Source organism: Amycolatopsis sp. NPDC089917, assembly GCF_040684635.1.
Classification (GTDB): Bacteria; Actinomycetota; Actinomycetes; order Mycobacteriales; family Pseudonocardiaceae; genus Amycolatopsis.
This window is the reverse complement of sequence record NZ_JBFBGL010000045.1, coordinates 50,185-71,762: the sequence shown is the minus strand read 5'-3', so window position 1 is coordinate 71,762 and position 21,578 is coordinate 50,185. Positions and strand designations below refer to the sequence as shown.

Annotated in this window: 24 protein-coding genes; 10 read left to right on the top strand and 14 right to left on the bottom strand. The window is 69.6% G+C overall.

Going from position 1 to position 21,578, the window contains the following annotated elements; all coding sequences use genetic code 11:
* Positions 1–92: 92 nt before the first annotated feature.
* The 3 genes from AB0N89_RS28635 to AB0N89_RS28625 all read right to left on the bottom strand — a co-directional run bounded on the left by AB0N89_RS28635 (position 93) and on the right by AB0N89_RS28625 (position 2,954).
* Complete coding sequence (locus AB0N89_RS28635; RefSeq protein WP_364210450.1) at positions 93–761, bottom strand: biliverdin-producing heme oxygenase; 669 nt, start codon at positions 759–761, stop codon at positions 93–95.
* A gap of 81 nt (positions 762–842) precedes the next feature.
* A complete protein-coding gene (locus AB0N89_RS28630; RefSeq protein ID WP_364210447.1) occupies positions 843–1,430 on the bottom strand; it encodes a TetR/AcrR family transcriptional regulator in 588 nt (195 codons plus the stop codon).
* A gap of 24 nt (positions 1,431–1,454) precedes the next feature.
* Positions 1,455–2,954 (bottom strand): glutamate-cysteine ligase family protein, encoded by a 1,500-nt coding sequence (locus tag AB0N89_RS28625; RefSeq protein ID WP_364210444.1) that lies wholly within the window; start codon positions 2,952–2,954, stop codon positions 1,455–1,457.
* Between the two features lie 217 nt (positions 2,955–3,171).
* On the opposite strand from AB0N89_RS28625, the gene AB0N89_RS28620 reads away from it, so the two are divergent.
* A complete protein-coding gene (locus tag AB0N89_RS28620; protein WP_364210441.1) occupies positions 3,172–3,987 on the top strand; it encodes an RNA methyltransferase in 816 nt (271 codons plus the stop codon).
* Between the two features lie 27 nt (positions 3,988–4,014).
* Positions 4,015–4,617 (top strand): DUF2537 domain-containing protein, encoded by a 603-nt coding sequence (locus AB0N89_RS28615; RefSeq protein WP_364210438.1) that lies wholly within the window; start codon positions 4,015–4,017, stop codon positions 4,615–4,617.
* Here AB0N89_RS28615 and AB0N89_RS28610 read toward each other — a convergent pair whose 3' ends face one another.
* Positions 4,618–5,436: a hypothetical protein gene (locus AB0N89_RS28610; RefSeq protein ID WP_364210435.1), complete on the bottom strand. Its 819-nt coding sequence runs from the start codon at positions 5,434–5,436 to the stop codon at positions 4,618–4,620.
* 32 nt (positions 5,437–5,468) lie between these two features.
* Here AB0N89_RS28610 and AB0N89_RS28605 point away from each other — a divergent pair, with 32 nt between their 5' ends.
* Positions 5,469–5,834: an MmcQ/YjbR family DNA-binding protein gene (locus tag AB0N89_RS28605; RefSeq protein WP_364210432.1), complete on the top strand. Its 366-nt coding sequence runs from the start codon at positions 5,469–5,471 to the stop codon at positions 5,832–5,834.
* Between the two features lie 36 nt (positions 5,835–5,870).
* Here the strand turns inward: AB0N89_RS28605 and sepH are convergent, their stop codons facing one another.
* From sepH to AB0N89_RS28590, 3 genes are all read right to left on the bottom strand, one after another.
* Entirely contained in the window at positions 5,871–6,716 is an 846-nt protein-coding gene (sepH, locus tag AB0N89_RS28600; protein ID WP_364210429.1) for a septation protein SepH, read from the bottom strand.
* Between the two features lie 189 nt (positions 6,717–6,905).
* The gene (locus AB0N89_RS28595; RefSeq protein ID WP_364210426.1) at positions 6,906–8,066 is read right to left on the bottom strand and encodes an ATP-binding protein; all 1,161 of its coding nucleotides are present in this window, start codon (positions 8,064–8,066) and stop codon (positions 6,906–6,908) included.
* Positions 8,063–8,722, bottom strand: a complete 660-nt coding sequence (locus AB0N89_RS28590; protein ID WP_364210423.1) for a response regulator transcription factor — start codon at positions 8,720–8,722, stop codon at positions 8,063–8,065. Before AB0N89_RS28590 ends, AB0N89_RS28595 begins: the two co-directional genes overlap by 4 nt.
* Positions 8,723–9,175: 453 nt before the next feature.
* Here AB0N89_RS28590 and AB0N89_RS28585 point away from each other — a divergent pair, with 453 nt between their 5' ends.
* From AB0N89_RS28585 to AB0N89_RS28565, 5 genes are all read left to right on the top strand, one after another.
* Entirely contained in the window at positions 9,176–9,724 is a 549-nt protein-coding gene (locus AB0N89_RS28585) for a hypothetical protein (protein ID WP_364210420.1), read from the top strand.
* On the top strand, positions 9,721–10,821 hold the full coding sequence (locus tag AB0N89_RS28580) for a peptidoglycan-binding protein (RefSeq protein ID WP_364210417.1): 1,101 nt from the start codon (positions 9,721–9,723) through the stop codon (positions 10,819–10,821). The genes AB0N89_RS28585 and AB0N89_RS28580 overlap by 4 nt, the downstream gene beginning before the upstream one ends.
* On the top strand, positions 10,818–11,504 hold the full coding sequence (locus tag AB0N89_RS28575; RefSeq protein ID WP_364210414.1) for an ABC transporter ATP-binding protein: 687 nt from the start codon (positions 10,818–10,820) through the stop codon (positions 11,502–11,504). The genes AB0N89_RS28580 and AB0N89_RS28575 overlap by 4 nt, the downstream gene beginning before the upstream one ends.
* Positions 11,501–12,715: an ABC transporter permease gene (locus AB0N89_RS28570; protein WP_364210411.1), complete on the top strand. Its 1,215-nt coding sequence runs from the start codon at positions 11,501–11,503 to the stop codon at positions 12,713–12,715. Before AB0N89_RS28575 ends, AB0N89_RS28570 begins: the two co-directional genes overlap by 4 nt.
* A 92-nt stretch (positions 12,716–12,807) precedes the next feature.
* The gene (locus AB0N89_RS28565) at positions 12,808–14,007 is read left to right on the top strand and encodes a glycosyltransferase 87 family protein (protein WP_364210408.1); all 1,200 of its coding nucleotides are present in this window, start codon (positions 12,808–12,810) and stop codon (positions 14,005–14,007) included.
* Positions 14,008–14,012: 5 nt separating this feature from the next.
* Here the strand turns inward: AB0N89_RS28565 and serC are convergent, their stop codons facing one another.
* A complete protein-coding gene (gene serC, locus AB0N89_RS28560) occupies positions 14,013–15,140 on the bottom strand; it encodes a phosphoserine transaminase (RefSeq protein WP_364210405.1) in 1,128 nt (375 codons plus the stop codon).
* Between the two features lie 115 nt (positions 15,141–15,255).
* Here serC and AB0N89_RS28555 point away from each other — a divergent pair, with 115 nt between their 5' ends.
* Together AB0N89_RS28555 and AB0N89_RS28550 are read left to right on the top strand one after the other, a co-directional pair.
* Positions 15,256–15,573 (top strand): hypothetical protein, encoded by a 318-nt coding sequence (locus AB0N89_RS28555; RefSeq protein WP_364210402.1) that lies wholly within the window; start codon positions 15,256–15,258, stop codon positions 15,571–15,573.
* The gene (locus AB0N89_RS28550) at positions 15,573–16,082 is read left to right on the top strand and encodes a hypothetical protein (protein ID WP_364210399.1); all 510 of its coding nucleotides are present in this window, start codon (positions 15,573–15,575) and stop codon (positions 16,080–16,082) included. Before AB0N89_RS28555 ends, AB0N89_RS28550 begins: the two co-directional genes overlap by 1 nt.
* Here the strand turns inward: AB0N89_RS28550 and AB0N89_RS28545 are convergent.
* Genes AB0N89_RS28545 through AB0N89_RS28520 form a run of 6 tightly spaced genes read right to left on the bottom strand, consistent with a single transcriptional unit; the run spans position 16,079 to position 21,534 of the window.
* Positions 16,079–17,425, bottom strand: a complete 1,347-nt coding sequence (locus AB0N89_RS28545; RefSeq protein ID WP_364210396.1) for a serine hydrolase domain-containing protein — start codon at positions 17,423–17,425, stop codon at positions 16,079–16,081. The two genes, AB0N89_RS28550 and AB0N89_RS28545, sit on opposite strands and share 4 nt — an antisense overlap.
* Before the next feature lie 14 nt (positions 17,426–17,439).
* Positions 17,440–18,060, bottom strand: a complete 621-nt coding sequence (locus AB0N89_RS28540; protein ID WP_364210393.1) for a response regulator transcription factor — start codon at positions 18,058–18,060, stop codon at positions 17,440–17,442.
* Positions 18,057–19,217, bottom strand: a complete 1,161-nt coding sequence (locus AB0N89_RS28535; RefSeq protein WP_364210390.1) for a sensor histidine kinase — start codon at positions 19,215–19,217, stop codon at positions 18,057–18,059. Before AB0N89_RS28535 ends, AB0N89_RS28540 begins: the two co-directional genes overlap by 4 nt.
* Positions 19,214–20,038: an ABC transporter permease gene (locus AB0N89_RS28530; RefSeq protein ID WP_364210387.1), complete on the bottom strand. Its 825-nt coding sequence runs from the start codon at positions 20,036–20,038 to the stop codon at positions 19,214–19,216. The genes AB0N89_RS28535 and AB0N89_RS28530 overlap by 4 nt, the downstream gene beginning before the upstream one ends.
* The gene (locus tag AB0N89_RS28525; protein ID WP_364210384.1) at positions 20,035–20,874 is read right to left on the bottom strand and encodes an ABC transporter ATP-binding protein; all 840 of its coding nucleotides are present in this window, start codon (positions 20,872–20,874) and stop codon (positions 20,035–20,037) included. Before AB0N89_RS28525 ends, AB0N89_RS28530 begins: the two co-directional genes overlap by 4 nt.
* A 60-nt stretch (positions 20,875–20,934) precedes the next feature.
* The gene (locus AB0N89_RS28520) at positions 20,935–21,534 is read right to left on the bottom strand and encodes a TetR/AcrR family transcriptional regulator (RefSeq protein ID WP_364210381.1); all 600 of its coding nucleotides are present in this window, start codon (positions 21,532–21,534) and stop codon (positions 20,935–20,937) included.
* Between the last annotated feature and the right edge of the window lie 44 nt (positions 21,535–21,578).

Below are 21,578 nucleotides of genomic sequence, written 5' to 3'. Positions count from 1 at the left end.
GTCAGCGGGATGTCATGAAAGGGTCGTTCAGGACGAAAAACGTCCTGAACGACCCTTTCATGACACTTGCCGGGCGGTGCGCCGAACCGGGGTCAGGCCGCCCGGTAGGAGTCCAGCTCGCCCGCCAGCTCGTCGAAAACCGCGATGTTGCACTCGAAGGCCACGATCGCCTCCTCGATCAGCCGCGCGCGCTCGTCCTCGCTCCACGGCGCCGAGTTCAGCTGTTCGCGGTAGTTGTCGCGGAACTTGGGCGCGCTGCCCAGCTGGTCGAAGTGGTAGAACAGCGACCCCGCGTCGCTCACGGCGTACTTGCGCTCCAGCAGCCGCCGGATGACCTGGCCGCCGGCGATGTCGCCGAGGTAGCGGGTGTAGTGGTGGGCGACGAACCCGCCGGACCAGCCCGACGCCTCGGCCACGCGCTGGGCGTAACGCTCCGTCGAGGGCAGCGGGCGGACGGTCTCGCGCCAGTCCGGGCCGACGAGGTGTTCGAGGTCGCGTTCGAGGCTCGGCAGCCGCCGCAGCTCCTCGAAGACGAACTTGCCCGCCACCGGGTCTTTCGCCAGTTTGTCGGCGGCGCGCTCGATGGCCTGGTAGATGAAGTAGTACTGGACGGCCAGCCGGGTGTAGCCCTCGAGCGAGAGCTCGCCGCCGAGCAGCGCGTTCATGTACTCGGAGTGGTTGGCCCGCTCGTGGGCGGCCATGGTGGAGGCGCGCAGGTTCGCGGAGAACGGCCCGGATTCGACGTCGGTGGTCACCGGCATGGACACAGCCTCCAAAGCATCGATCTGACATGCTGTCAGAAAGAGCGTAAGGCACAACTGCGAGTTAGGCTACCCTAATCTTCACGATTTCTCCGTCATGCCGACCGCTCTGAGCACGAAACGGACCGCTCCTTCGATCGCGTCGTCCAGCCGTTCGGGTGGCACGTCGACGACCTGACGGCTGCCCAGCGCGGCGGTGATCATCGGGATCAGCACGTCCGGATCCTCGTCCGGCACACCTTCGGCGAGGATCTCCCGCAGCTGGCCGGTGATGGGATCGGCGTGCGCGCTGATCCGCCGGTACGCGGCGGGCGCCAGCGCCGACGCGAGCGCCGTCCCCGGCGGCAGGTGGTACTCCGCCAGCACGCGAAGTTGCAGCCGGACGAACGTCGAGAGCTTCTCGACCGGGGTGTCGGCGGTCGCGACGGCCGCGGTCAGCCGTTCGACGTACCGCGTCGCCTCGTCCTCGACGAAGGCGACCAGCAGGCTTTCCTTGTCGGGGAAGTGGTTGTACATCGCCGTCCGGCCGAGACCGGCTTCGGCCGCGACCCCCGCGAGCGTGATCGCGTCGAATCCGCGCTCGTACAGTTGCCCGCGCAGGACGTCGAACACCCTGCTGCGGACCTCGCGCCGGTGCTCCTCCAGCGACCGGCCGATGATCTTGGGCACGAGCCACCTCCCTGGAGGGAAACCTTAAGCCTCCAGCGGCCAGGTGTGCACCGGCGTATCGGTGGCCGAGAGCTCCAGATACCGGCCCAGCATCCGGTTCAGCGCGGTTTCGCGTTCGGCGCCGCGCTCCTCCGCGCGCAGGACGAACTCCCGCTGCCACGCCGCGCCGGTCCTCCTGGTGAGGCAGCGCTGCTCGATGACGCCCAGATAGCGCTCTCTCGCTTCGTCCGAAACGTCCGATCGGCGCAGTCCCTCGTGCGCCAGCGGCAGCAGGACCCGCAGCACCAGCTCGTCCGGCGGGATCCAGCCGATGCCCGGCCAGTACAGCTGCGCGTCGAAGCCCCGGCGCGCCCCCGCGTACATGTTCTCCTCGGCCGCCTGGAACGACATCTGTGTCCACACTGGACGGTCGGCCTCGGCCAGCGCCCGCTGGGCGCCGTAGAAGAAGGCCGCGTTCGCGACCATGTCGACCACGGTCGGGCCCGAGGGCAGCACGCGGTTCTCCACCCGGAGATGCGGCATGCCGTCGACGACGTCGTAGACCGGCCGGTTCCAGCGCCACACGGTGCCGTTGTGCATCCGCAGTTCGGTGAGCTTCGGGGCCTGACCGGAGTCGAGCGCCTCGATCGGGTCCTCCCGGTCGGTCTCGGGCAGCAGACCGGGGAAATACCGGACGTTCTCCTCGAACAGGTCGAAGATCGACGTGATCCATCGCTCACCGAACCACACCCGCGGCCGCACGCCCTGGTTCTTCAGCTCCTCCGGCCGGGTGTCCGTGGCCTGCAGGAACAGCGGAATCCGCGTCTCGTGCCAGAGCGTCTTGCCGAGCAGGAACGGCGAATTCGCGCCGACCGCGATCTGGACCCCGGCCAGCGCCTGCGCCGCGTTCCAATGCGCCGCGAACTCCTCCGGAGCGACCTGCAGATGGAGCTGGACCGAGGTGCACGCGGCCTCGGGAAGGATCGATTCGGAGTAGCTGCGCAGGCGCTCGGGTTGTCTGCCGGGCAGCGGAGCGCCCTCCATCGAAAGCACCGTCCGCTCGCCGCGCGCGGCGAAGATCCGGTCGTTGAGCAGCGAATACCGGGCGTTGTTGGTGAGCCACTTCTGGTCGAAGTGCTCGTGCCGCAACGTCGGGAGGATGCCGATCATCGCCAGCGAGGCGCCGGATCCCTCGGCCGTGCGCGCGGCGGCGCCCAGGTACGCGCGGAGATCTTCCTCCAGCTGGAGCGCGGACTCGCCGGCCAGCGGCCGCGGCGGCACGTTGAGCTCCAGGTTGTGCTGGCCGAGTTCGGTGGTGAACGAAGGATCGTTCAACGCTTCGAGCACCGCCGTGTTCGTCATCGACGGGCGCAGCTCGGCGTCCACGAGATTGAGTTCGACCTCGAGTCCGATGTTCTTACGAGGGAAGGAAAAGCTTCCGTCGGTGAGCATTCGGGCCAAAGTGTCGAGACAACGCTGGACCTTTCGGCGGTAACGTCCACGATCTTGCGGTTCACAGGGGTCCGCCGAAAGATTCTTACCCATGTTCGTCGAGCTCCTTATTGGCCACGCTCCGCGGGATCCAGGCGGGACTGCCAGGCGGCCCAACGGTTTCACGCGACGTCGTCGCCCGGCTAGCGGCCAAACTGGTGCTCTCTGTCACCAGGGGTTAACTTACAGCAAAAAACCGCCATTCGTACCACTCCGTCCCGGACGTTCGGACGCAAACGGCGCGCAGGTGGGCGGATGACACACTCTCCCGGTGGCCGAACTGATCACCATCGACGACCGGGACGACCCGCGCCTCGACGATTTCCGAAACCTGTCCACAGCCGATCGGCGACCCGATAGGCCGGGTGGGCGTGGCTTTGTGATCGCCGAAGGCACGGTCGTGGTCGAGCGCTTGCTCAAATCCCGCTATCCGGTGCGCGCCCTGCTCGGCGTGGAGCGGCGATTCCACGAATTGAGCGGCGACCTGGACGGCGTCGGCGTCCCCGGCTATGTGACCTCGGCCGAGACGATGGCCGACGTGGTCGGATTCCATCTGAATCGCGGGATCCTGGCCGTCGCGGACCGGCCCGTCCCGCCGCCGACCGTCGAGAGCGTCATCGACGGCGCACGCGTGCTCGCGGTACTGGAAGGCGTCGGTGACCACGAGAATCTCGGCTCGTTGTTCCGCAACGCGGCCGCGCTCGGCGTCGACGGGGTCCTGCTCGGCGCCGGTTGTTCGGACCCGTTGTACCGGCGCAGCGTCCGCGTTTCGATGGGGCATGTGCTGCGCGTCCCGTTCGCCACGTTCGGCTCCTGGCCCGGCGACCTGGAACTGCTGCGGGAACGCGGTTTCCGTATCGCGGCCCTCACTCCTCGTGCGGATTCCGTTTCCCTGCGCCAGTTACGGGATCAAACACCGGAGAAGGTCGCGTTGATGCTGGGCGCGGAAGGCCCCGGCCTGACCGATGAGGCCATCGCCGCCGCCGACGTCGCGGTGCGGATCCCGATGCCCGACGGCGTCGATTCGCTGAATGTCGCGACGGCGGGCGCGATCGCGTTCTACGAGACGCGTCCACCGCTATCGTGAGCACCCGAGCGATCACGAGGAGAACCCATGGAATTGCGGATCCGTGAGGGACGCGCGGTGCTGGCCGGGCCGGGCGGCGAAAGCGCGCGCGAAGTCGACCCGCACTCACTCGCGATCGGCTCGGACCTCGCCCAGGCGCTGCACGAATGGGCGCGCGTCGCGTCCGTCGTCGGCGACTCCGGCGCCGAAGCCGTTTCCGTGGTCTCCCAGCGCGGCCGCCAGCTCGCCCAGCGGGTCGCCGCCACGATGGGCACCTCGGTGCGGTTCGTCGATCCCGTCTCCGGCGAAGGCGTCGTCGTCGACCCGCCCGCCCCCGCACCCCGCAGCGAACTCGCGCGCCGTCTCTTCGGCACGCCGGACCCCGAGGGCGAACCGACCCCGTGGCTGACCGGGCTGACCATCTCCGCGTTCGTCGCGGCCGTGGTCGTCGTGGCGATGCTGGCGCTGGCGTCCACCCTCGCGCGGGAGACCAACGGCTGGCTCGCGCTGCTCGCGTCCGCCGTCGTGACCGCCGGGATCAGTCCGTCGCTGTGGCTCGCGCGGCGGGTGCCGATCGTGCGGTGGGCGTCGTTCGGCGCGGCCGCGGGGATCGTGATCGCGTGGATCGGCGTGCTGGTCGTCGTCTTCTAGTCAGACGCGTTTGGCGAACTTCAGGATCTGGCCGCCCGCCTGTGTCGTGGTCAGCGCGTGAAGCGCGTAACCGTGATACCCGGCGATCTGCACGACCAGATCCGGAGAGACCTGGTAGGCGCGCATCGGGACATCCACCCTGGACTTCCCGTCGAATTCCCGCGCGAGCCAGCCGAGCCTGGAGGTGCGCGGGAACAGCCCGGTGGTGAAGGCGGCCGGGACGGCTCCGACGAAAGCGGCCAAGAACAGCAGATTGGCCAGTGGGTTCTCGAATTCGTCCGATGCTCCGACGGCCAGCGCCGCGACGACGAACAGGACGGCGATCGCGACGGGCGCGATGCCGTTCAGCCACACGGGGCGGAACCGGCCTCCGATGGGCGAAGGCAGCGGAAGCCGCGGTGGCGCCGGGTCGCGGCCGAGCAGGAGGATCCGGTCGCTCTGATCGCTGAAGTCCGCCGCGACACGCAGACCCTCCGTTTCGGCGACTTCCGCGACACGCCGGGCGGAGAGGTTCGCGTGCCTGAGACTGATCCAGACCCGGTCCGAGCCGTCGAGGTGGTTGCGCAGCCAGCGTTCCCGGTTCTTGTCCGGCCGGTCGGGTCCGTCGAAAAGGGGAACCGGCGGGACGTGCTGCGGCGCGTACTGGAAACTCGAGCAGCCCGGGTACATCGGCGCGATTTCCAGGTAGCCGCGGCCGCGCGCGATCCCGCGGACATCCGCCGGGGCGATCCCCCATTCCCTCGGTGACACGTGGACGTACGGGACCCCGGTGAACACCTCGAATCGCAACCGGACGGTGCGGATGTACCAATCGTGCATGAGTTCCCCCTCGCACGAGGATACTGAGATCCATGGCCGGTGACCCGCTCGTTTCACTCAGACGGCTGTGCCTCGCGCTGCCGGAGACCTCCGAGCGCCTCAGCCACGGCGAGCCGGCGTGGTTCGTGCGCGGCAAGAAGTCGTTCGTCAAGTACGCCGACCGGCATCACGACGACAAGGTCGCGTTCTGGTGCCCGGCGCCGCCGGGCGCGCAGGAAGAACTGGTGGGAGCCGAGCCGGAGCGGTTCTTCCGGCCGCCGTACGTCGGGCACAGTGGCTGGATCGGGGTCCGGGTGGACGTCGACGTCGACTGGGCCGAGATCAACCAGATCGTCACCGACGCGTATTGCCTCGTGGCGCCGAAAGCGCTGGTCGCGTTGGTCCCCGGACGCACGTAATGGCCCCTCCACCGGAAGGGGCCATTACGTGCGAAGTCAACCTCGTTGCGATCGGACGCCCAGTAGGACGTCTTCCCAGGATGGAACGATGGGGTGGTTCTTCTTCCCCTTCGCCCGTGGGGCGGGTTCGGCCACTTCCTCCGGCTCGTCAGCCGTGAGTGGTGGCTCGACGTCTTCGTCGGGCTCCGCGATCGGCGCGTCGATCACCTTCGCGACCGGCTCGTCCGGAGCCGAATCGAGAGTGGGCTGGACAGCCGGCTCCTTGGCCGGGTCCAGCGCCCGGACCGTGCGCGGGGCGTGGTAGGCGTTGGGGTTGAGCAGGACTTCGGCGTTCTCGTCGAGCGCCTGCACGGTGCCGCCGTGCGCGCCGGGAGCGAACGCCCAGTGCGCGCGGTTGTCCGAGCGGCCCGCCTTCCAGCTCAGCACGACGACCCACTTGCCGTCGTCGCCGCGCCAGGAGTCCCAGGTCGCCTGGCTGTAGTCGTGGCCACGCTGCCCGAAGGAGTGCGCGACGACCTCGCCGAGGGTCTGCACGTCGGGGCCGTCTTCGCGGATCGGATGAGCGCGCTGCGCCAGTTCGGCGGTGCGGGATCGTTCGAGCAGGACCGGGTACGCGAACCGCTCGACGCGCTGCACGGTCACGCCGGCGCTGCTCGCGACCTGCTCCACGGACTCACCGGCCCGGATTCGTGCCTGGATCTCGCGTGGCCGCATTTGGCTCTCCAACTCGATTTCGATCTGGCCGAGGCGGGTGATGTCACCCCTCGCCGCCGCTCGCAGCCTCTCATCCGCGGGGAGCAGGAAGCGCGTGCGGCTCGCCGGGTCTTCGCACACGATGGACTTACCGTCCTCGTGCAGCCCGACCACCCGTAGCGCTCGCATTCTCGCCTCCCCGATTCTTCACCTTTGTGGGTGTCCACGTTAAAACGGCGCGTCGCCTTGACGTGTGAGGCGCGCCGATGTCATGTGTCCTGCTCACTATTTTGTTCATGACCGCAAGTGCATTCTGCTGGAGTAATCCACGGCTCGCCGCGTGACGCGCTGGACACACACAGTCACGATCGGGGGAATCTAGGGCAGCCGGATCCGGACGACCAGTCCGCCGCGTCCGCCCGGTTCCGCGCCCGCGGCCCCGCCGTGCGCCTGGGCGATGGACCGGACGATCGACAGCCCGAGCCCGGCGTTGCGCGAGTCGCCGGTCCGGTCGCCCGACAGCCGCCGGAACGGTTCGAACAGCGCGGGCACGGCGTCCAGCGGCACCTGCGGGCCGGTGTTGCGCACCACCAGCGCCGGATCGCCGCCGATGTCGACGTGGACCCACCCGCCCTTGCGGTTGTAGGTGATGGCGTTGTGCACGAGGTTCGTGACCAGCCGTTCCAGCAGCACGGGGTCGCCGGACACGGTCCGCGGCCGCAGCCGCGACTCGACGGTGACGCCCGCGTCCTCGGCCATGGCCGCCGCCGACCGGATCACCGTCGCCGCGACCTCGTCCAGCCGGACCGGACCGCGCGCGGCCAGGCCGCGATCGCTGCGGGCGAGCACGAGCAGGCCCTCGATCATCCGTTCGCTGCGTTCGTTGGTGTAGATCAGGTGCTCGCCGAGTTTCCGGACCTCCGGACCTGCGTCGGGGTCGGCCATCGCCACCTCGACCAGCGTGCGCTGCACGGCCAGTGGGGTCCGCAGTTCGTGGGACGCGTTGGCGACGAAGCGTTTCTGGCTGTCGAACGACACGGCGAGCCGGTCGAGCATGCCGTCGAAGGTGTCGGCGAGTTCCTTGAGTTCGTCGTCGGGGCCGTCGAGATCGATCCGCCGGTCGAGGTTCTCGACCTCGAGTTTCCGCGCGGTGGAAGTGATCGCGTGCAGCGGTCGCAGCACACGGCTCGCCATCAGCCAGCCGAGCAGCACCGCGAGCGCGCCGGCGATCGCCAGCGCCACCAGCGATTGCCACAGCAGTGTCGAAAGGACGTCCGAGCGGTATTCGGTGATCGAGGTCGCGACCAGCTGCGTGGCCTGGGCGCGTTCGGCGGGCATGATGGTCGCCGAGTCCATCGGGTACGCCTGGGTACGCTGGACCGAGATGCCCGCGGCGGTGTCGGCGAAGGCGGCCGTGTCCGGCAGTTTCGAACTCACCAGCAGGTAGTTGACGATCAGCAACGCGAGCCCGACGATCAGGAACGCCCCGCCGTAGAGCGCCGTCAGCTTGGTGCGGACGGAGATCCGGAGCGGTTTCACGATCCGAACCGGTAACCGGCCCCGGGCACGGTCTCGATCAGCGGCGGCTCACCGAGTTTGCGGCGCAGCGTCATCATCGCCACCCGGACGGCGTTCGTGAACGGGTCGGCGTGCTCGTCCCACGCCTTCTCCAGCAGTTCTTCCGCGCTGACCACGGTCCCTTCGGCGCGCATCAGCACTTCCAGCACGGCGAATTCCTTGGGGGACAAGGGAAGGAACCGGCCGTCGCGCGACGCCTGGTGCCGGGGCAGGTCAAGGACGACGCCGCCGCGTTCCAGCACCGGCGGCAGCGCCGGCCGCGCGCGCCGCGACAGCGCCTGTACCCGCGCGACGAGTTCGGCGAACGCGAACGGTTTCGTCAGGTAGTCGTCGGCGCCGAGGCCCAGCCCGGAGACCCGGTCGTCGACGTCGGCGGCGGCCGTCAGCATGAGGACCCGCGCCTCGCCGCCGGTCCCGATCACCGCCGCGCAGACCTCGTCGCCGTGCACGACGGGAAGGTCCCTGTCGAGCACGACGACGTCGTAGCCGTGCACCCCCACCCGGTCCAGGGCCTGGCCCCCGTCGTAGCAGACGTCGACGGCCATGGAGAACCGTCGCAGGCCCTCGGCGATCGTGTCCGCCAGGAGCCGCTCGTCTTCCACCACCAGCACTCTCACCAGGCCAGTCTGCCCCGGAGGGGGTAAGCGCGGGATAAGCGCGGGTCGTCCGGCCGGGTGGCGTGGCGATTCGGGTTGGAGCCACCGTGTCTTAGGCACCTGCGGTCGGGCGGTTTCGCGTGACGGTGGGACGGCACGCGGTGGGTGCCGTCCGTCTGGCCACGCGTGTCGTCCGTCTGATCACACGTGTCGTCCGTCCAGTCACGCGAAAGTACCGGTCCGGAGCCGGTGGACGGCCTGGATCAGCCGGCCGGGCACAATGGGCCGAGGCCGAATCTCACGTGGCCTCCGAAAGGCTCGTCAGGGTGCTGGTTCACCCGGAAAGACGGCAGATAGATCGGATCTCTGTGTCGCTGAGTGGGACCGTAAGCGCGGCATAAGCGACTTCGCTTACCGCGCCGGAATCGCCGTCTCCGTAGAAATCGGGTCGCCAAGACGACCGAAGGAGCAGCGATGCGGAAACGACCGATGGCGGCACTGATCGCCGGAGCGGTCTTCGCGCTGGTGGCCGGCTGCGGCGGCGGGGACGGCGGCGACGAGGTCGCCTCGATCTCGTCGCCGCCGAGCGCCGGGGCCGGCGACGGGCAGCAGGCCGACAACGTGTCCGATGAGGACAAGATGCGCAACTACTCGAAGTGCATGCGCGAGCACGGGGTCACCATGCCGGAGCCGAAGAAGGGCGCCAACGGCCAGGACACGGTCACCTTCGACGCGACCGACATGCCCGACGAGAACAAGATGAAGGCCGCGAGCGACGCGTGCCGCAAGCTGCTGCCGAACGGCGGCGAGATCAAACCGCCGACGCCGGAAGAGCTCGACAAGATGCGCAAGGAAGCGAAGTGCATGCGCGACCACGGCATCGACTTCCCGGACCCCGAGCCCGGGGGCAAGGGCGGTACCGCCATCGCGCTGGGCGACGCGGGCGGTGACCCGAAGAAGTTCGAAGAAGCGGCGAAGGCCTGCGGTCTCGGCATGACCATGAGGGCGGCTCCGGCGAAATGAGCGAACACGAAGGACCCGGCGGTGCCCGGCGTTCGCGCCGGGCACGCTGGTTCATCATCGCGGCGGCCCTCGCCGTCGTGGTCGGGACGACGTCGGTGGTCGTGCTGACCAGGGTCACCTCCGAGGCCCAGCAGGTCGGGCAGGCGCCGCCGCCGGTCGAAACCGCGAAGGTGGAGAAGACCGACCTGCAGGAGGAGGAAGAGGCGAACGGAACGCTCGGCTACGGCGCGGAAAACGCCCTCGCCGGCCGGAAACAGGGCACCATCACCTCCCTGCCGGATCCGGGCGCCGTGCTCACGCGCGGAAAGGCGGTCTACGGCGTCGACGCCAAGCCGGTCCCGTTGTTCTACGGCACGCTGCCGTTCTTCCGTGACCTCGCGGACGGGGCCACGGACGGACCGGACGTCAAGCAGCTGGAAGTGAACCTGAAGGCGCTCGGTTTCGGCGGGTTCGGCACGCCCGACAAGAAGTTCACCTCGGCCACCGCCGCCGCGATCAAGAAGTGGCAGAAGTCGCTGGGGGTCGAGCAGACCGGTGCCTTCGGGCAGGGCGACGTCGTCCTCGCGCCGGGCGAGATCCGGGTCTCGCAGCTCGCCGCGCAACTCGGCGGCCCCGGCGGCGGCGAACTGCTGAAGTACACCGGCACCGAACGGCTCGTCGAGGTCAAGCTCGACGCCGCCAAGCAGGCCATCGCCAAGGCGGGGGACAAGGTCGGGGTCGACATCACCGGCGGCAAGTCGACCGACGGTGTGATCACCGACGTCGGCAAGGTCGCGGAGACCGGCAAGGACGGGGCCGGGCAGGACGACGGCAAGCCGAAGATCAAGGTCAAGATCAAGCTGGACGATCCGGCCGCGGCGGGATCGCTCGATTCGACGCCGGTCTCGGTGCGCTTCACCAAGGAAGTCCACAGTGGAGTGCTGGCGGTCCCGGTCGGGGCGCTGCTCGCGCTCGCCGAGGGCGGCTACGCCGTCGAGGTCGACGAAGGCGGCAAACGGCGGCTCGTCGCTGTGAAGACCGGCTTGTTCTCCGGCGGCCGTGTCGAGGTCACCGGAGCCGGCCTCACCGCCGGGACGCGGGTGGTGACGACGTCATGACCCCGGTGCTGGCCGTGCGCAACGCCTCGCGCACCTATCCCGGCGGCGTGCGCGCCCTGCACGAGGTGACCCTGTCCATCGAGGACAGGGAGATGGTCGCGATCCTCGGCCCGTCCGGTTCGGGCAAGTCGACGCTCCTGCAGCTGATGGGCACGCTCGACCGGCCGACCAACGGCGTCATCGAACTGCGCGGGCACGACGTCGCGAAGCTGCCCGACCGCAAGCTTTCCGCGCTGCGGTCACGCTGGATCGGCTTCGTGTTCCAGCAGTTCTTCCTCAGTGAGGGGGTGAGCGCGGTCGACAACGTCGCGACGGGGCTGCTGTACGCGGGGGTGCCGCGGCGGAAACGTCACGAGCGGGCGATGGCGGCGCTGGACCGGGTCGGTCTGGCGCACCGGGCGGGGCATTTCCCGAACGAGCTCTCCGGCGGGGAACGGCAGCGGGTGGCGATCGCGCGGGCGGTCGTCAACTCGCCGTCGATCCTGCTGGCCGACGAGCCGACCGGGAACCTCGACACGGGCAACGGCGCGGCGATCCTCAACCTGCTCGCCACGTTGAGTTCGCAGGGGACGACGGTCGTGATCATCACGCACGACCGGGAGATCGCGGCGGGCATCCCGCGGCGGATCGAGCTGCGGGACGGCCGGATCCGGCTCGACACCGGGACGGGGGTGCTGGTGTGAGCGCACCGGTGCTCGACAAGACGCCGGATCCGGCCCGGCTCGGCCCGCGTGACGTGCTGAACCTCGGCGCGCACGGGATGCGGACGCGGCCGATGCGCGCGGTGCTGTCCGCGCTCGGCATCGGGATCGGGATCGCCGCGATGGTGGCGGTGCTCGCGATCCCGGCGTCGGGCGCGAAGGCGCTGCAAGACCAGCTGGCCGCGCTCGGTACCAACCTGCTCACCGCGGGGCCGGGCAAGACGATGTTCGGCGGTGACGCGACCCTGCCGGACAGCGCGGTGCCGATGGCGAAACGGATCGCCCCGGTGACGGCGGCGTCCGCGACCGGTGGCACCGAGGCGTCCGTCCGGCGGACGGACAAGATCGACAAGGACGAGACGTCCGGCTTGTCCGTCTTCGCGGCGACGCCGGATCTGCTCGACGTCATCGGCGGTTCCGTCCGTGACGGCCGGTTCCTCCGGGACTCGACCCGCGACTACCCGGTCGTCGTCCTGGGGTCGGTCGCGGCCGCGCGGCTCGGGATCGACCACGTCGATCAGGCCCATCCGCCGCAGGTGTTCATCGACGGGAAGTGGTTCACCGTGGGCGGGATCCTCGGGCCGACGCCGCTGGCGCCCGAGATCGAGCGTTCGGTGCTGGTCGGCTGGGACGCGGCGATGCGGCTCCTCGGCTTCAAGGGACACCCGTCCACTGTGTACGTCCGGGCGAAGGACGCGCAGGTCGAGAACGTCCGTTCGGTGCTCGCGCACACGATGAACCCGGAGGCGCCGAACGAGGTCGAGGTGCGTCGTCCGTCGGAGGCCCTGGCGGCGCAGAAGCTGACGGAGAACACCTACAGCGCGCTGTTCCTCGGGCTCGGCGGTGTCGCGTTGCTGGTCGGCGGTGTCGGGGTGGCCAACACGATGGTGATCTCGGTGCTGGAGCGGCGCCGGGAGATCGGCCTCCGCCGTGCGCTCGGCGCGACGAAACGGCAGGTGAGAGGCCAGTTCTTGGCCGAGTCGGTGCTGTTGTCCGGGCTCGGCGGGATCGCCGGGGTGCTGGTCGGCGTCCTCGTGACGTCCGGGTACGCGCTGAGCCAGGGGTGGCCGGCGGTGCTTCCCGTCGGCGCCCTGCTCGGCGGGGTCGGCGTCTCGGCGCTCGTCGGGGCCGTCGCCGGCGCCTATCCGGCGATGCGCGCGGCCCGGCTCCCGCCGACCCAGGCCCTCGCCTAGCTCGCGTTTCGTCCTCTGGACGCGGTAGTTCGCGCTACCAACTACCGCATCCAGAGGACGAAGTGCGTGGTCGCGGTGGGTAATCTCGCCGGGTGCTGGTGGGATTGTCGGGGCGGAAACTCGCGGGGGCGCTGATCGCGCTGGAACTCGTCGTGGTCGGCGTGCTCTTCACGATGAAGGTGTTCGACGGCCAGGATCTCGAGGTCTACGTCGGCGGCTCCCGGCTGCTCCTCGGCTCGGGCGACCTGTACGGCACGTGGGTGGAGACGCACGGGGGCTGGCTGCCCTTCACCTACACGCCGTTCGCGGCGGCGGTGTTCGTACCCGGCACGTTGCTGTCCACGGCGGTCGCGACGAGGCTGCTCGGGCTCGCGTCGATCATCGCGGGCGGGATCGTCGTGTACCTCTTCGTCGCGACGCTCAACGGCTCGCTCACCGACCGCGCCGACGTCCGCGGCCGCGCCATCGCCGTCCTGGCGGCGATCGGGGCGCAGGCCGCCGGCGGGATCATGGAACCGGTCCGCTCGACCCTCGGCTTCGGCCAGATCAACACCCTGCTGATGCTGATGGTCGTGGCCGACGCCCTGCTGCCGGGCCGCGCCCGCACGAAAGGACTGCTGATCGGCGTCGCCGCGGCGATCAAGCTGACGCCGGCGTTCTTCATCCTGTTCTTCTTGTTCCGCAAGGACTTCCGCTCGGCCGCGCGGGTCGTGGCCGGATTCCTCGGCGCCGGACTGCTGATGTTCGCGTTCGCGCCCGGCGCGTCGGCGAAATTCTGGACGGACATCCTCTTCGACACCAGCCGCATCGGCGATCGCGGCTACGTCGGCAACCAGTCACTGCGCGGGATGCTCGCGCGCTTCGGGTTCGGCTCGGCGGAAGAGATCGTCTGGGTGCTGGCCGCCGTCGTGGTGGTCGCGCTGACCGCGTTCGTGATCGTGCGCGTCGCGGAACCGGTGTTCGCGTTGACCGCCTGCGCGGTCGGCGGCCTGCTGGTCTCGCCGGTGACCTGGACGCACCACTGGATCTGGTGCGTGCCGATCCTCGTGCTGCTGGTGTGGCGCCGGACGGCGGTTTCCTTCGCGCTCGCGGTCGTGACGGCGGCGCTGTTCGTGATCGCGCCGATGTGGCTCGCCCCGCGCCCCGCCGGGGGCTTCGGCTGGTGGCTGGCGACGGAATCCTTCGTCCTGTACGGCCTGCTGCTCCTGGTGCTGGCCGCCGTGTGCCCCAAGTCCGTGAAGGCCTCCTTGAGGGACTCTGGGTCCCTCAAGGAGGCCTTCACGGACCGCTAGCTGGCTCAGCCCAGGCGTTCGACGACGTACTCGATGCTCTGGGTCAGCTTCGTGATGTCGTCCGGGTCGATGGCCGGGAACAGGCCGACGCGCAGCTGGTTGCGGCCGAGCTTCCGGTACGGCTCGGTGTCGACGATCCCGTTGGCGCGCAGCACCTTCGCCACCGCGGCGGCGTCCACCTCGTCGGCGAAGTCGATGGTGCCGACGACCTGCGAACGCAGCGACGGGTCGCTGACGAACGGCGTCGTGTACGAGGTCTTCTCGGCCCATTCGTACAGCCGGGTCGACGAGTCGCGCGTGCGCGCGGTCGTCCACTCCAGGCCACCGTTGGAGTTCATCCACTCGATCTGGTCGGCCAGCAGGAACAGCGTCGACACCGCCGGGGTGTTGTACGTCTGGTCCTTGCGGGAGTTGTCGAGCGCGGTGGTCAGCGACAGGAACTCGGGGATCCAGCGGTCGCTCGCGCCGATCTCGCCGATGCGCTCGACCGCGGCGGGCGAGGCCAGCGCGATCCAGAGTCCACCGTCGGAGGCGAAGGACTTCTGGGGCGCGAAGTAGTAGACGTCGAAGTCCTCGGCCTTGACCGGCAGGCCGCCCGCGCCGGAGGTGGCGTCGATGGCGACGAGCGCGCCTTCGCTGCCTTCAGGGCGCCGGACCGGCACCGCGACACCGGTCGACGTCTCGTTGTGCGCCCAGCCGACCAGGTCGGCACCGGCTTCGTAGGCGATCTCGGGCGCGCTGCCCGGGTCGGCCTTGACGACGATCGGGTCGGCGAGGAACGGGGCGCCCTTGGTCACCGTGGCGAACTTCGAGGAGAACTCGCCGTAGGTGAAGTGCTGCGAGCGTTCCCGCACGAGGCCGAAAGCGGCGGCGTCCCAGAATGCGGTCGTCCCGCCGTTGCCGAGGACCACTTCGTAGCCTTCGGGCAGGGAGAACAATTCGGACAGACCCGCACGCACGCGGCCGACGAGGGACTTCACCGGCTTCTGACGGTGCGAGGTGCCGAGGTAGGTGGCACCGGATTTCGCCAGGTTGGCGAGCTGTTCGTCACGGACCTTGGACGGTCCGCAGCCGAAGCGGCCATCGGCGGGCTTCAGGTCCGCGGGGAGGGTCAACTCAGGTGCGTCGGTCATGTGCCCAGTCTCTCAGGTCGGGACGACCCTGCTGACAGTCGGTGCCGCGTGTCCGGTATATGGGATCGGCCGACTCGCTCCCGTTCTCGCCGACCGGCGGGTAGCTTTTCGGCTCATGGCGACAGTGCACGAACGATTCCCCCTGCCTCCCGAGGCGTTGTGGCAGGCCCTCCAGAGCGGGGTCACCGCGGTCAAGGGGAAGAACCCTTACTACGACGCGGCCGCGGGCTATGTCACCTTCTCGACCAGCATGGGTCTCTTCAGCTACGGGCAGACTGTCACCGTGAAGGTGGAGCGGACACCGGAGGGCTCCGGGCTGGCGATCCAGACCAGCCTGAAGTTCGGTTTCGTCGACTGGGGCGAGGGCAAGCGCATCGCCCGCAAGTTCATCGCGGCGGTCGGCACCGCGGTCGGGCACACCCCCGCTGTTTGATGCCCGATTCGTGGGGGCCGCGCTGGGGCTTCCTGTTCCTGTACTTCCTGGTGGTGGTGATCCACTGGATCTTCCGCGACTGGGACGACACGGCCACCATCGGCGCGATCGTCGGTTTCGCGGGGACGCTCGTGCTCGTCTTCGTCCCCGGCCTGCCGCGCTGGGTGCACGGAGACCTTCCGGGGGAGACTTCTTCGCCGCGGGTCCGCCAGTGGTGGACGGCGCTGCGGTTCACGATCCGGCGTCGTCGAGGCGTGCTCGACGTCGTTTTCGGACCGTGGACACAGGCCGCCGCCACGCTGGACCCGGACGCGGACACCCCGCGCGGCTGGGCCGTCCTCGGCGGCGCGCCGGCGAAGTTCGTCATCGAGGACTGCCCTGACGAACTCGCCGAGTCGCTGCGCGGCCCGCGCCGGATGTGGGTCGTCGGCGACGCCCACTACGGCGAGGTCCTGGTGTGCGCCGGCGGCGGCCGCGAATTCACGACCGCCGCCTTCCGCTTCCGTTAGCGCCAGCCGTCGGGGTCCACGCCGCCCGGGATCGGCGCGGCCGGGTCGAACGGTGTCCGCGAGAAGATGAACGTCGCGAGGTCGAGGTGGTTCGGCTTCCCGTCCGGTCCGCGCCCGACGCGCAGCGTTTCGCCCGCGTAGTAGGCGTCGAGGCCGACCCAGGTGTCCTCGCCGACCGGCGCGAACCGCGAGGCGCGGCCGGCCCCGTCGGACGGCGCGAGCGAGAACAGGCCGTCCGGGAGCAGCCGCAGGTGATACGGCGTCGGGCCCCAGTGCCACAGCCCGGTCAGCTCCAGCAGCTTCGGGTCCACAGTGGACGGAACCCATTCCTTGGGCATCGACGGTTCGTGCTGTTCGGTCAGGTTCATCAGGTCGAGGCAGAGCTGCGTGATGCCGACGCCCGCCGTCGAGTTCGTCAGCACCAGCGCGCCGATGCCCGCGTTCGCGTCGATCAGCGAGCAGGCGAGGAAGCCCGGCATCGACCCGGTGTGCCCGGCCAGCCGCCTGCCACCCGTGCGGACCAGCATGACGCCGAGGCCGAATCCGGTCGACCAGGTGTCGCCGTCGTCCACGGTGACCATTTCGCGCATCTCCGCGACGGTCTGCTCGCTCAGCACGCCGCCGGTGTGGCCGCCGAGGAACGCCGTCCAGCGGGCGAGATCGGTGATCGTCGACCACAGCTGCCCGGCGGGCGCCATCGCGCCCGCGTCCGGCGACGGCTCCGGCAGGAGGAGGTCGGCGAAGGGGTGCACGGCGAATCCGTTCGCGTGCGCGCCTTCCGGATGCGGCGAGGTCCGGTTCATGCCGAGCGGGCCGAGGATCTCGGCGCGGACGACGTCGAGCCACGACTGCCCGCGGTGCCGGGCGACCAGTTCGCCGAGCACGCCGTAGCCGACGTTGCTGTAGTGGAACTTGCTGCCCGGCCGGAGCCGCGTCGCGCCGTCCTTGAGGCTTTCGACGAGCGCGTCCCAGTCGGCGCCCACCGTGCGCTCCCACCAGGAACCGGGCGATTCCGCGGTCAGGCCCGACGTGTGCGAGAGCAGCTGCGCGATGGTGGCCGAGCCGAACGCGGTGCCCGGCAGATGGCGTTCGAGCGGGTCGTTGAGGTTGAGCTTGCCTTCGTCGCGCAGGCGCATGACGGCCGTCGCGACGAGCGTCTTGGTGATCGATCCGAGCCGGTACTGCGTGTCGGCGCCCGGTTCCGCGCCGTCGACGCGGCCGCGTCCTCCGGACCAGACGAGTTCTCCGTCGCGGACGACGGCGGCGACGATGGACGGGGCGCGGCACGAGGATTGCTCGTGCGCGAGGCGGCGAAGCAGCGCCAATTCGGTCGTGGCAAGCATGGGACGCATTGTGCCTACCCGAGCAGGCCCAGTCGCATAGCGGTGGTCACAGCCGCCGTGCGGTCCGAAACGTCCAGTTTCCCGAACGCCCGGATCAGGTGGGTCTTGACCGTCGCTTCGCTGATGTGGAGCGTCCGGCCGATGTCGGCGTTCGTGCTGCCCTGCGCCACCAGCCGGAGGACCTCGACCTCACGCGCCGACAACGGCGACGCCGTCGGGTTGCGCACCCGGTTCACCAGCTTCCCGGCGACCGAAGGCGCCAAGACCGTCTCGCCGCGTGATGCCGCCCTGATCGCGCCGGCCAGCTCCGTGCGCGAAGCGTCCTTCAGCAGGTAGCCGGAGGCTCCCGCCTCGACGGCGCGCAGGATGTCCGCGTCCGTCTCGTAGGTGGTGAGCACGACGACCCGCTGGCCCGGCCGGTCCGCGAGGATCTTCCGGGTGGCGCCGACGCCGTCGAGGCCGGGCATCCGCAGGTCCATCAGGATCACGTCCGGCTGCTTGACCCGGCTCAGCGCCACGGCTTCGTCGCCGGATCCCGCTTCCCCGATGACGCTCAGATCCGGTTCGGCCTCCAGCATGCCGCGCAGGCCTTCCCGTACCACGGGGTGATCGTCGACCAGCATGATCGTGATCACGCGGGCACCTCCAGTTCCAGCGTCGTCCCCGCACCGGGTTCGCTCTCGCACGTCACGATGCCACCCACCTGATCCGCCCGCGCCCGCATCCCCGCCAGGCCGAAGCCGCCGGTGGGCGCGGCGGGATCGAACCCGGCGCCGTCGTCGGTCACGCCGAGCCGGGCATGTCCGTCCACAACGGACAAACGGACCGTGACGCGGGTGGCGCGGGAATGCTTGCGGATGTTGCTCAGCGCCTCCTGCGCCCCGCGCAGCAGGACGACCTCGGTGGCCATCGGCAGCGCGGGCAGCGGACCGTCGATCTCGATCGACGCCTCGATCCCGGCCTCCTCGGTCAGCCGTTCGACCTGTCGCCGCAAGGCGTCTTCCAAGGAGTCGGAGGCGAGCGCCGACGGCCCCTGCGCCGCGACCATCGCCCGCGCCTCGGTCAGGTTCTCCCGCGCCGTCCGCGCCGCCAGTTCCAGATGGCGCCGGGCCGCCTTCGGATCGGTGTCCATTTCGGACTCGATGGCCTGGGTGAGCGTGACGATGCTGGTGAAGCCCTGTGCGAGCGTGTCGTGGATCTCGCGGGCCATGCGCTCGCGTTCGGCGGCCGTTCCCGCCTCCCGGGAGAGCCGGGAAACCTCCGCCTGACTGGCTTTCAGCTGCTCGATCAGCGCGGCCCGCGCCTTGCTCTGTTCGATGATCTGCGTGGTGTAGCGCCCGGCCAGCAGGCTGAAGATGATCAGGATCGCCGTCATCGGCACCAGGATGCGCAGCGCGGGCTGATCGAGGCCGCCGCGGACGATCGACGACAGCGGACCCAGCAGCACCGCGACCGTGGTGAGGATCGACGCCGTTTTCGTCGACAGCGTCATGTAGAGCACGGGGCAGGCGAAGAACAGGATGAAACTCGACGTGGTGGTGGCGAAGATGGCCGCGGCCAGCAGGAGCATCAGGACCCCGACGAACCGCCACGGGGTGTCCTCACGGTCCGGGCCTTTGATGAGGCCGCGCCCGCGGACCAGGTACGTGACCCCGACACCGGCCAGGCACAGGATCGCGACCGTCTTGTCGGCGGCGGCGTCGTCCCCGATGAGGATCAGGGCCGTCGTGGCGGCGAAGGTGATCCCGAAAAGGACCTCCCAGAGCCAGAACAGCCGCTCCCAGGCGTTCACCTGCCGTCGTTCGACCAGCGGAACGTCAGCTTCGCCAGCAGCAGTCCCGCCACGCACCACGCCGCCAGCACCAGTGCCACCGTCGGAAGTTCCCATGTCCCCGCCATTTCCTGTGTCGCGGCCTCGGCAGGCAGGAACACCGAGCGGAAGCCCTGGCAGATCCATTTCACCGGGAAGAAAGAGGCGATGGTGACCATAACCTTCGGCAGGTTGGTGATCGGTGTGACGAACACCCCGGAGATGAACTGCAACGCGATGTAGAGCAGGTTGGCGACCGCCACCGCTCCGCTGACCGATTTGGTCACCGAGCCCAGCGCGACGCCCAGGAGCGTGCAGCAGGTGATGGCGAGCAGGAAGACCCACAGCGCGGTCAGCAGTTTCATCGGGTCGGTGGGCAGTTCCAGATCGAACAGCAGACTGCCGACGATCGACATCAGTGCCACCTGGGCGACGCTCGAAACACCGACCAGGATGATCTTGCCGATGAAGTAGGACGCGGCGGGCATCGGCGTGCCGCGCAGGCGTTTCAGGGCCCCGGCCTCACGGTCCGACGCGAGGCCGATGCCGATGCTGGTGAACGACGTCGAGACGATGCCGGAGCCGATCATGCCCGCGGCCAGCACCTGGCCGGTGGTGATCGTCATGCCCGGCATCGAGGAGTTCAGCATCGAGCCGAGCAGGATCATCAGCAGGGACGGGAAGGCGAAGGTGAAGATCACCTGTTCCCTGATACGGAAGAACTGGCGGAGTTCGGCGGCGCCCCGGATCAGGCCCATCGACAGGGTGCCGGGGAGTTTGCCCGTGGTGGTCAGGGTGGTCATCGGGTCTCTCCGATCAGGCCGAGGTAGGTCTCTTCGAGGGTGGGCCGGTGCACGGTCAGCTCGGACGGCTCGCGGCCGTCGGCGGAGAGCTCGCGGATGAGCTTGGCCGGGAAGTGGGTGCGTTCCTGGTGGCTGCCGCGCTCGTCGGCCCAGCGGACGGTGGCCTCGGCGGTCGCCCGGCCGCCCAGCGTCTGCGGCGTCCCCTCGGCGACGATCGCGCCGCGCGTGATGACGGCGACGCGGTCCGCCAGCGCCTCGGCCTCGTCGAGGTAGTGCGTGGTGAGCAGGATCGTGGTGCCTTCGTGGGCGAGACTCCTGATCAGGTCCCAGAACTGGCGCCGGGCCGCCGGGTCGAACCCGGTGGTGGGCTCGTCGAGGAACACCAGCTCGGGCCGCCCGATGATCCCGAGCGCGACGTCCACGCGCCGCCGTTGCCCGCCCGAAAGGCTCTTGACGCGGGCGCCCGCCTTCTCGGTCAGGCCGACCTTCTCGATCACCTCTTCGGTGTCACGCGGATTCGGGTAGTAGCGGGCGTAGTGCCGGACGGTCTCGGCGACGGTGAGTTCGGCGGCGTCGTTGGCCGTCTGCAACACGATCCCCAGCCGTGCCCGCCAAGCCCGGCCCGCGGTCCCGGGGTCCTCACCGAGGACGTCGACCTCGCCGGACGTCCGCTCGCGGTGGCCCTCCAGGATCTCGACCGTCGTCGTCTTGCCCGCGCCGTTGGGGCCGAGCAGTGCGAACACCTCGCCTTGTTCGAGGTCGAGGTCGATTCCCCCGACCGCCGTGTGGCCCGGGTACTCCTTGCGCAGGCCCCGCACTTTCACCGCTGTTTTCATACGCCGATCGTGCTTCGGCGGGCCGGTGTCCCGGGACGTCCGCTGGACTGAACCCGGTTGTCAACCGATCGATGGACACGGGGTGAGCAGGGTGCGGACGGCGGTTTCGAGGGAGGGCAGGAGGGCGGCCGGGTCGGTCGAGGTGAGCATCCGGTTCGCGAAGCCGTCCGAAAGGGCGAGGACGGCGTCGGCCAGGTCGGAGGCCGCGAGGTCGTCGCGGACATCGCCCGCGGATTGGGCCTTCGCGATGTACCGCGCCGTGATCTCCGCGAGTTCGTCGTAGCCGGTGCGGATGAACTCGGCCCACGGCGGCAGGACGGCGGCGCGGGCGGTGAAGGCGTTGATGACGATCACCTCGGCACGACGCTGCTCGTCGAGCGGCATCGCCTCGACGAGCAGCCGCAGCAGCAGGTCCAGCAGGTTCCCGGACTGGTCGAGGGTGCTCCAGCGCTGTTCCAGGAACTCGCTCGTCATGTCGAGGGCGAAGCGGAACAGATCTTCCTTGGTGGAGAAGTACTTCTGCACCGCGCCACCGGAGACGCCCGCCTCCGCGGCGACCGAGCGCACGCTCACCGCCTCGACGCCGTCGCGCGCGACGATGCGCAGGAGGGCGCCGGCGATCTCCCGGCGGCGTTCGGCGCGGTCCACGATCTTCGGCACGGCGGCATCCTCCTCTCCCGTCGGCCCGGTCGGTCCAGGTGGTC

Excerpts from the sequence above, each read along its gene's own strand:
- AB0N89_RS28635 (WP_364210450.1), bottom strand. The coding sequence starts at position 761 with ATGCCGGTGACCACCGACGTCGAATCCGGGCCGTTCTCCGCGAACCTG.
- AB0N89_RS28625 (WP_364210444.1), bottom strand. The coding sequence starts at position 2,954 with ATGGGTAAGAATCTTTCGGCGGACCCCTGTGAACCGCAAGATCGTGGA.
- AB0N89_RS28615 (WP_364210438.1), top strand. The coding sequence starts at position 4,015 with ATGGAATTGCGGATCCGTGAGGGACGCGCGGTGCTGGCCGGGCCGGGC.
- AB0N89_RS28610 (WP_364210435.1), bottom strand. The coding sequence starts at position 5,436 with ATGCACGATTGGTACATCCGCACCGTCCGGTTGCGATTCGAGGTGTTC.
- AB0N89_RS28605 (WP_364210432.1), top strand. The coding sequence starts at position 5,469 with ATGGCCGGTGACCCGCTCGTTTCACTCAGACGGCTGTGCCTCGCGCTG.
- sepH (WP_364210429.1), bottom strand. The coding sequence starts at position 6,716 with ATGCGAGCGCTACGGGTGGTCGGGCTGCACGAGGACGGTAAGTCCATC.
- AB0N89_RS28585 (WP_364210420.1), top strand. The coding sequence starts at position 9,176 with ATGCGGAAACGACCGATGGCGGCACTGATCGCCGGAGCGGTCTTCGCG.
- AB0N89_RS28580 (WP_364210417.1), top strand. The coding sequence starts at position 9,721 with ATGAGCGAACACGAAGGACCCGGCGGTGCCCGGCGTTCGCGCCGGGCA.
- AB0N89_RS28575 (WP_364210414.1), top strand. The coding sequence starts at position 10,818 with ATGACCCCGGTGCTGGCCGTGCGCAACGCCTCGCGCACCTATCCCGGC.
- serC (WP_364210405.1), bottom strand. The coding sequence starts at position 15,140 with ATGACCGACGCACCTGAGTTGACCCTCCCCGCGGACCTGAAGCCCGCC.
- AB0N89_RS28555 (WP_364210402.1), top strand. The coding sequence starts at position 15,256 with ATGGCGACAGTGCACGAACGATTCCCCCTGCCTCCCGAGGCGTTGTGG.
- AB0N89_RS28550 (WP_364210399.1), top strand. The coding sequence starts at position 15,573 with ATGCCCGATTCGTGGGGGCCGCGCTGGGGCTTCCTGTTCCTGTACTTC.
- AB0N89_RS28545 (WP_364210396.1), bottom strand. The coding sequence starts at position 17,425 with ATGCTTGCCACGACCGAATTGGCGCTGCTTCGCCGCCTCGCGCACGAG.
- AB0N89_RS28530 (WP_364210387.1), bottom strand. The coding sequence starts at position 20,038 with ATGACCACCCTGACCACCACGGGCAAACTCCCCGGCACCCTGTCGATG.
- AB0N89_RS28525 (WP_364210384.1), bottom strand. The coding sequence starts at position 20,874 with ATGAAAACAGCGGTGAAAGTGCGGGGCCTGCGCAAGGAGTACCCGGGC.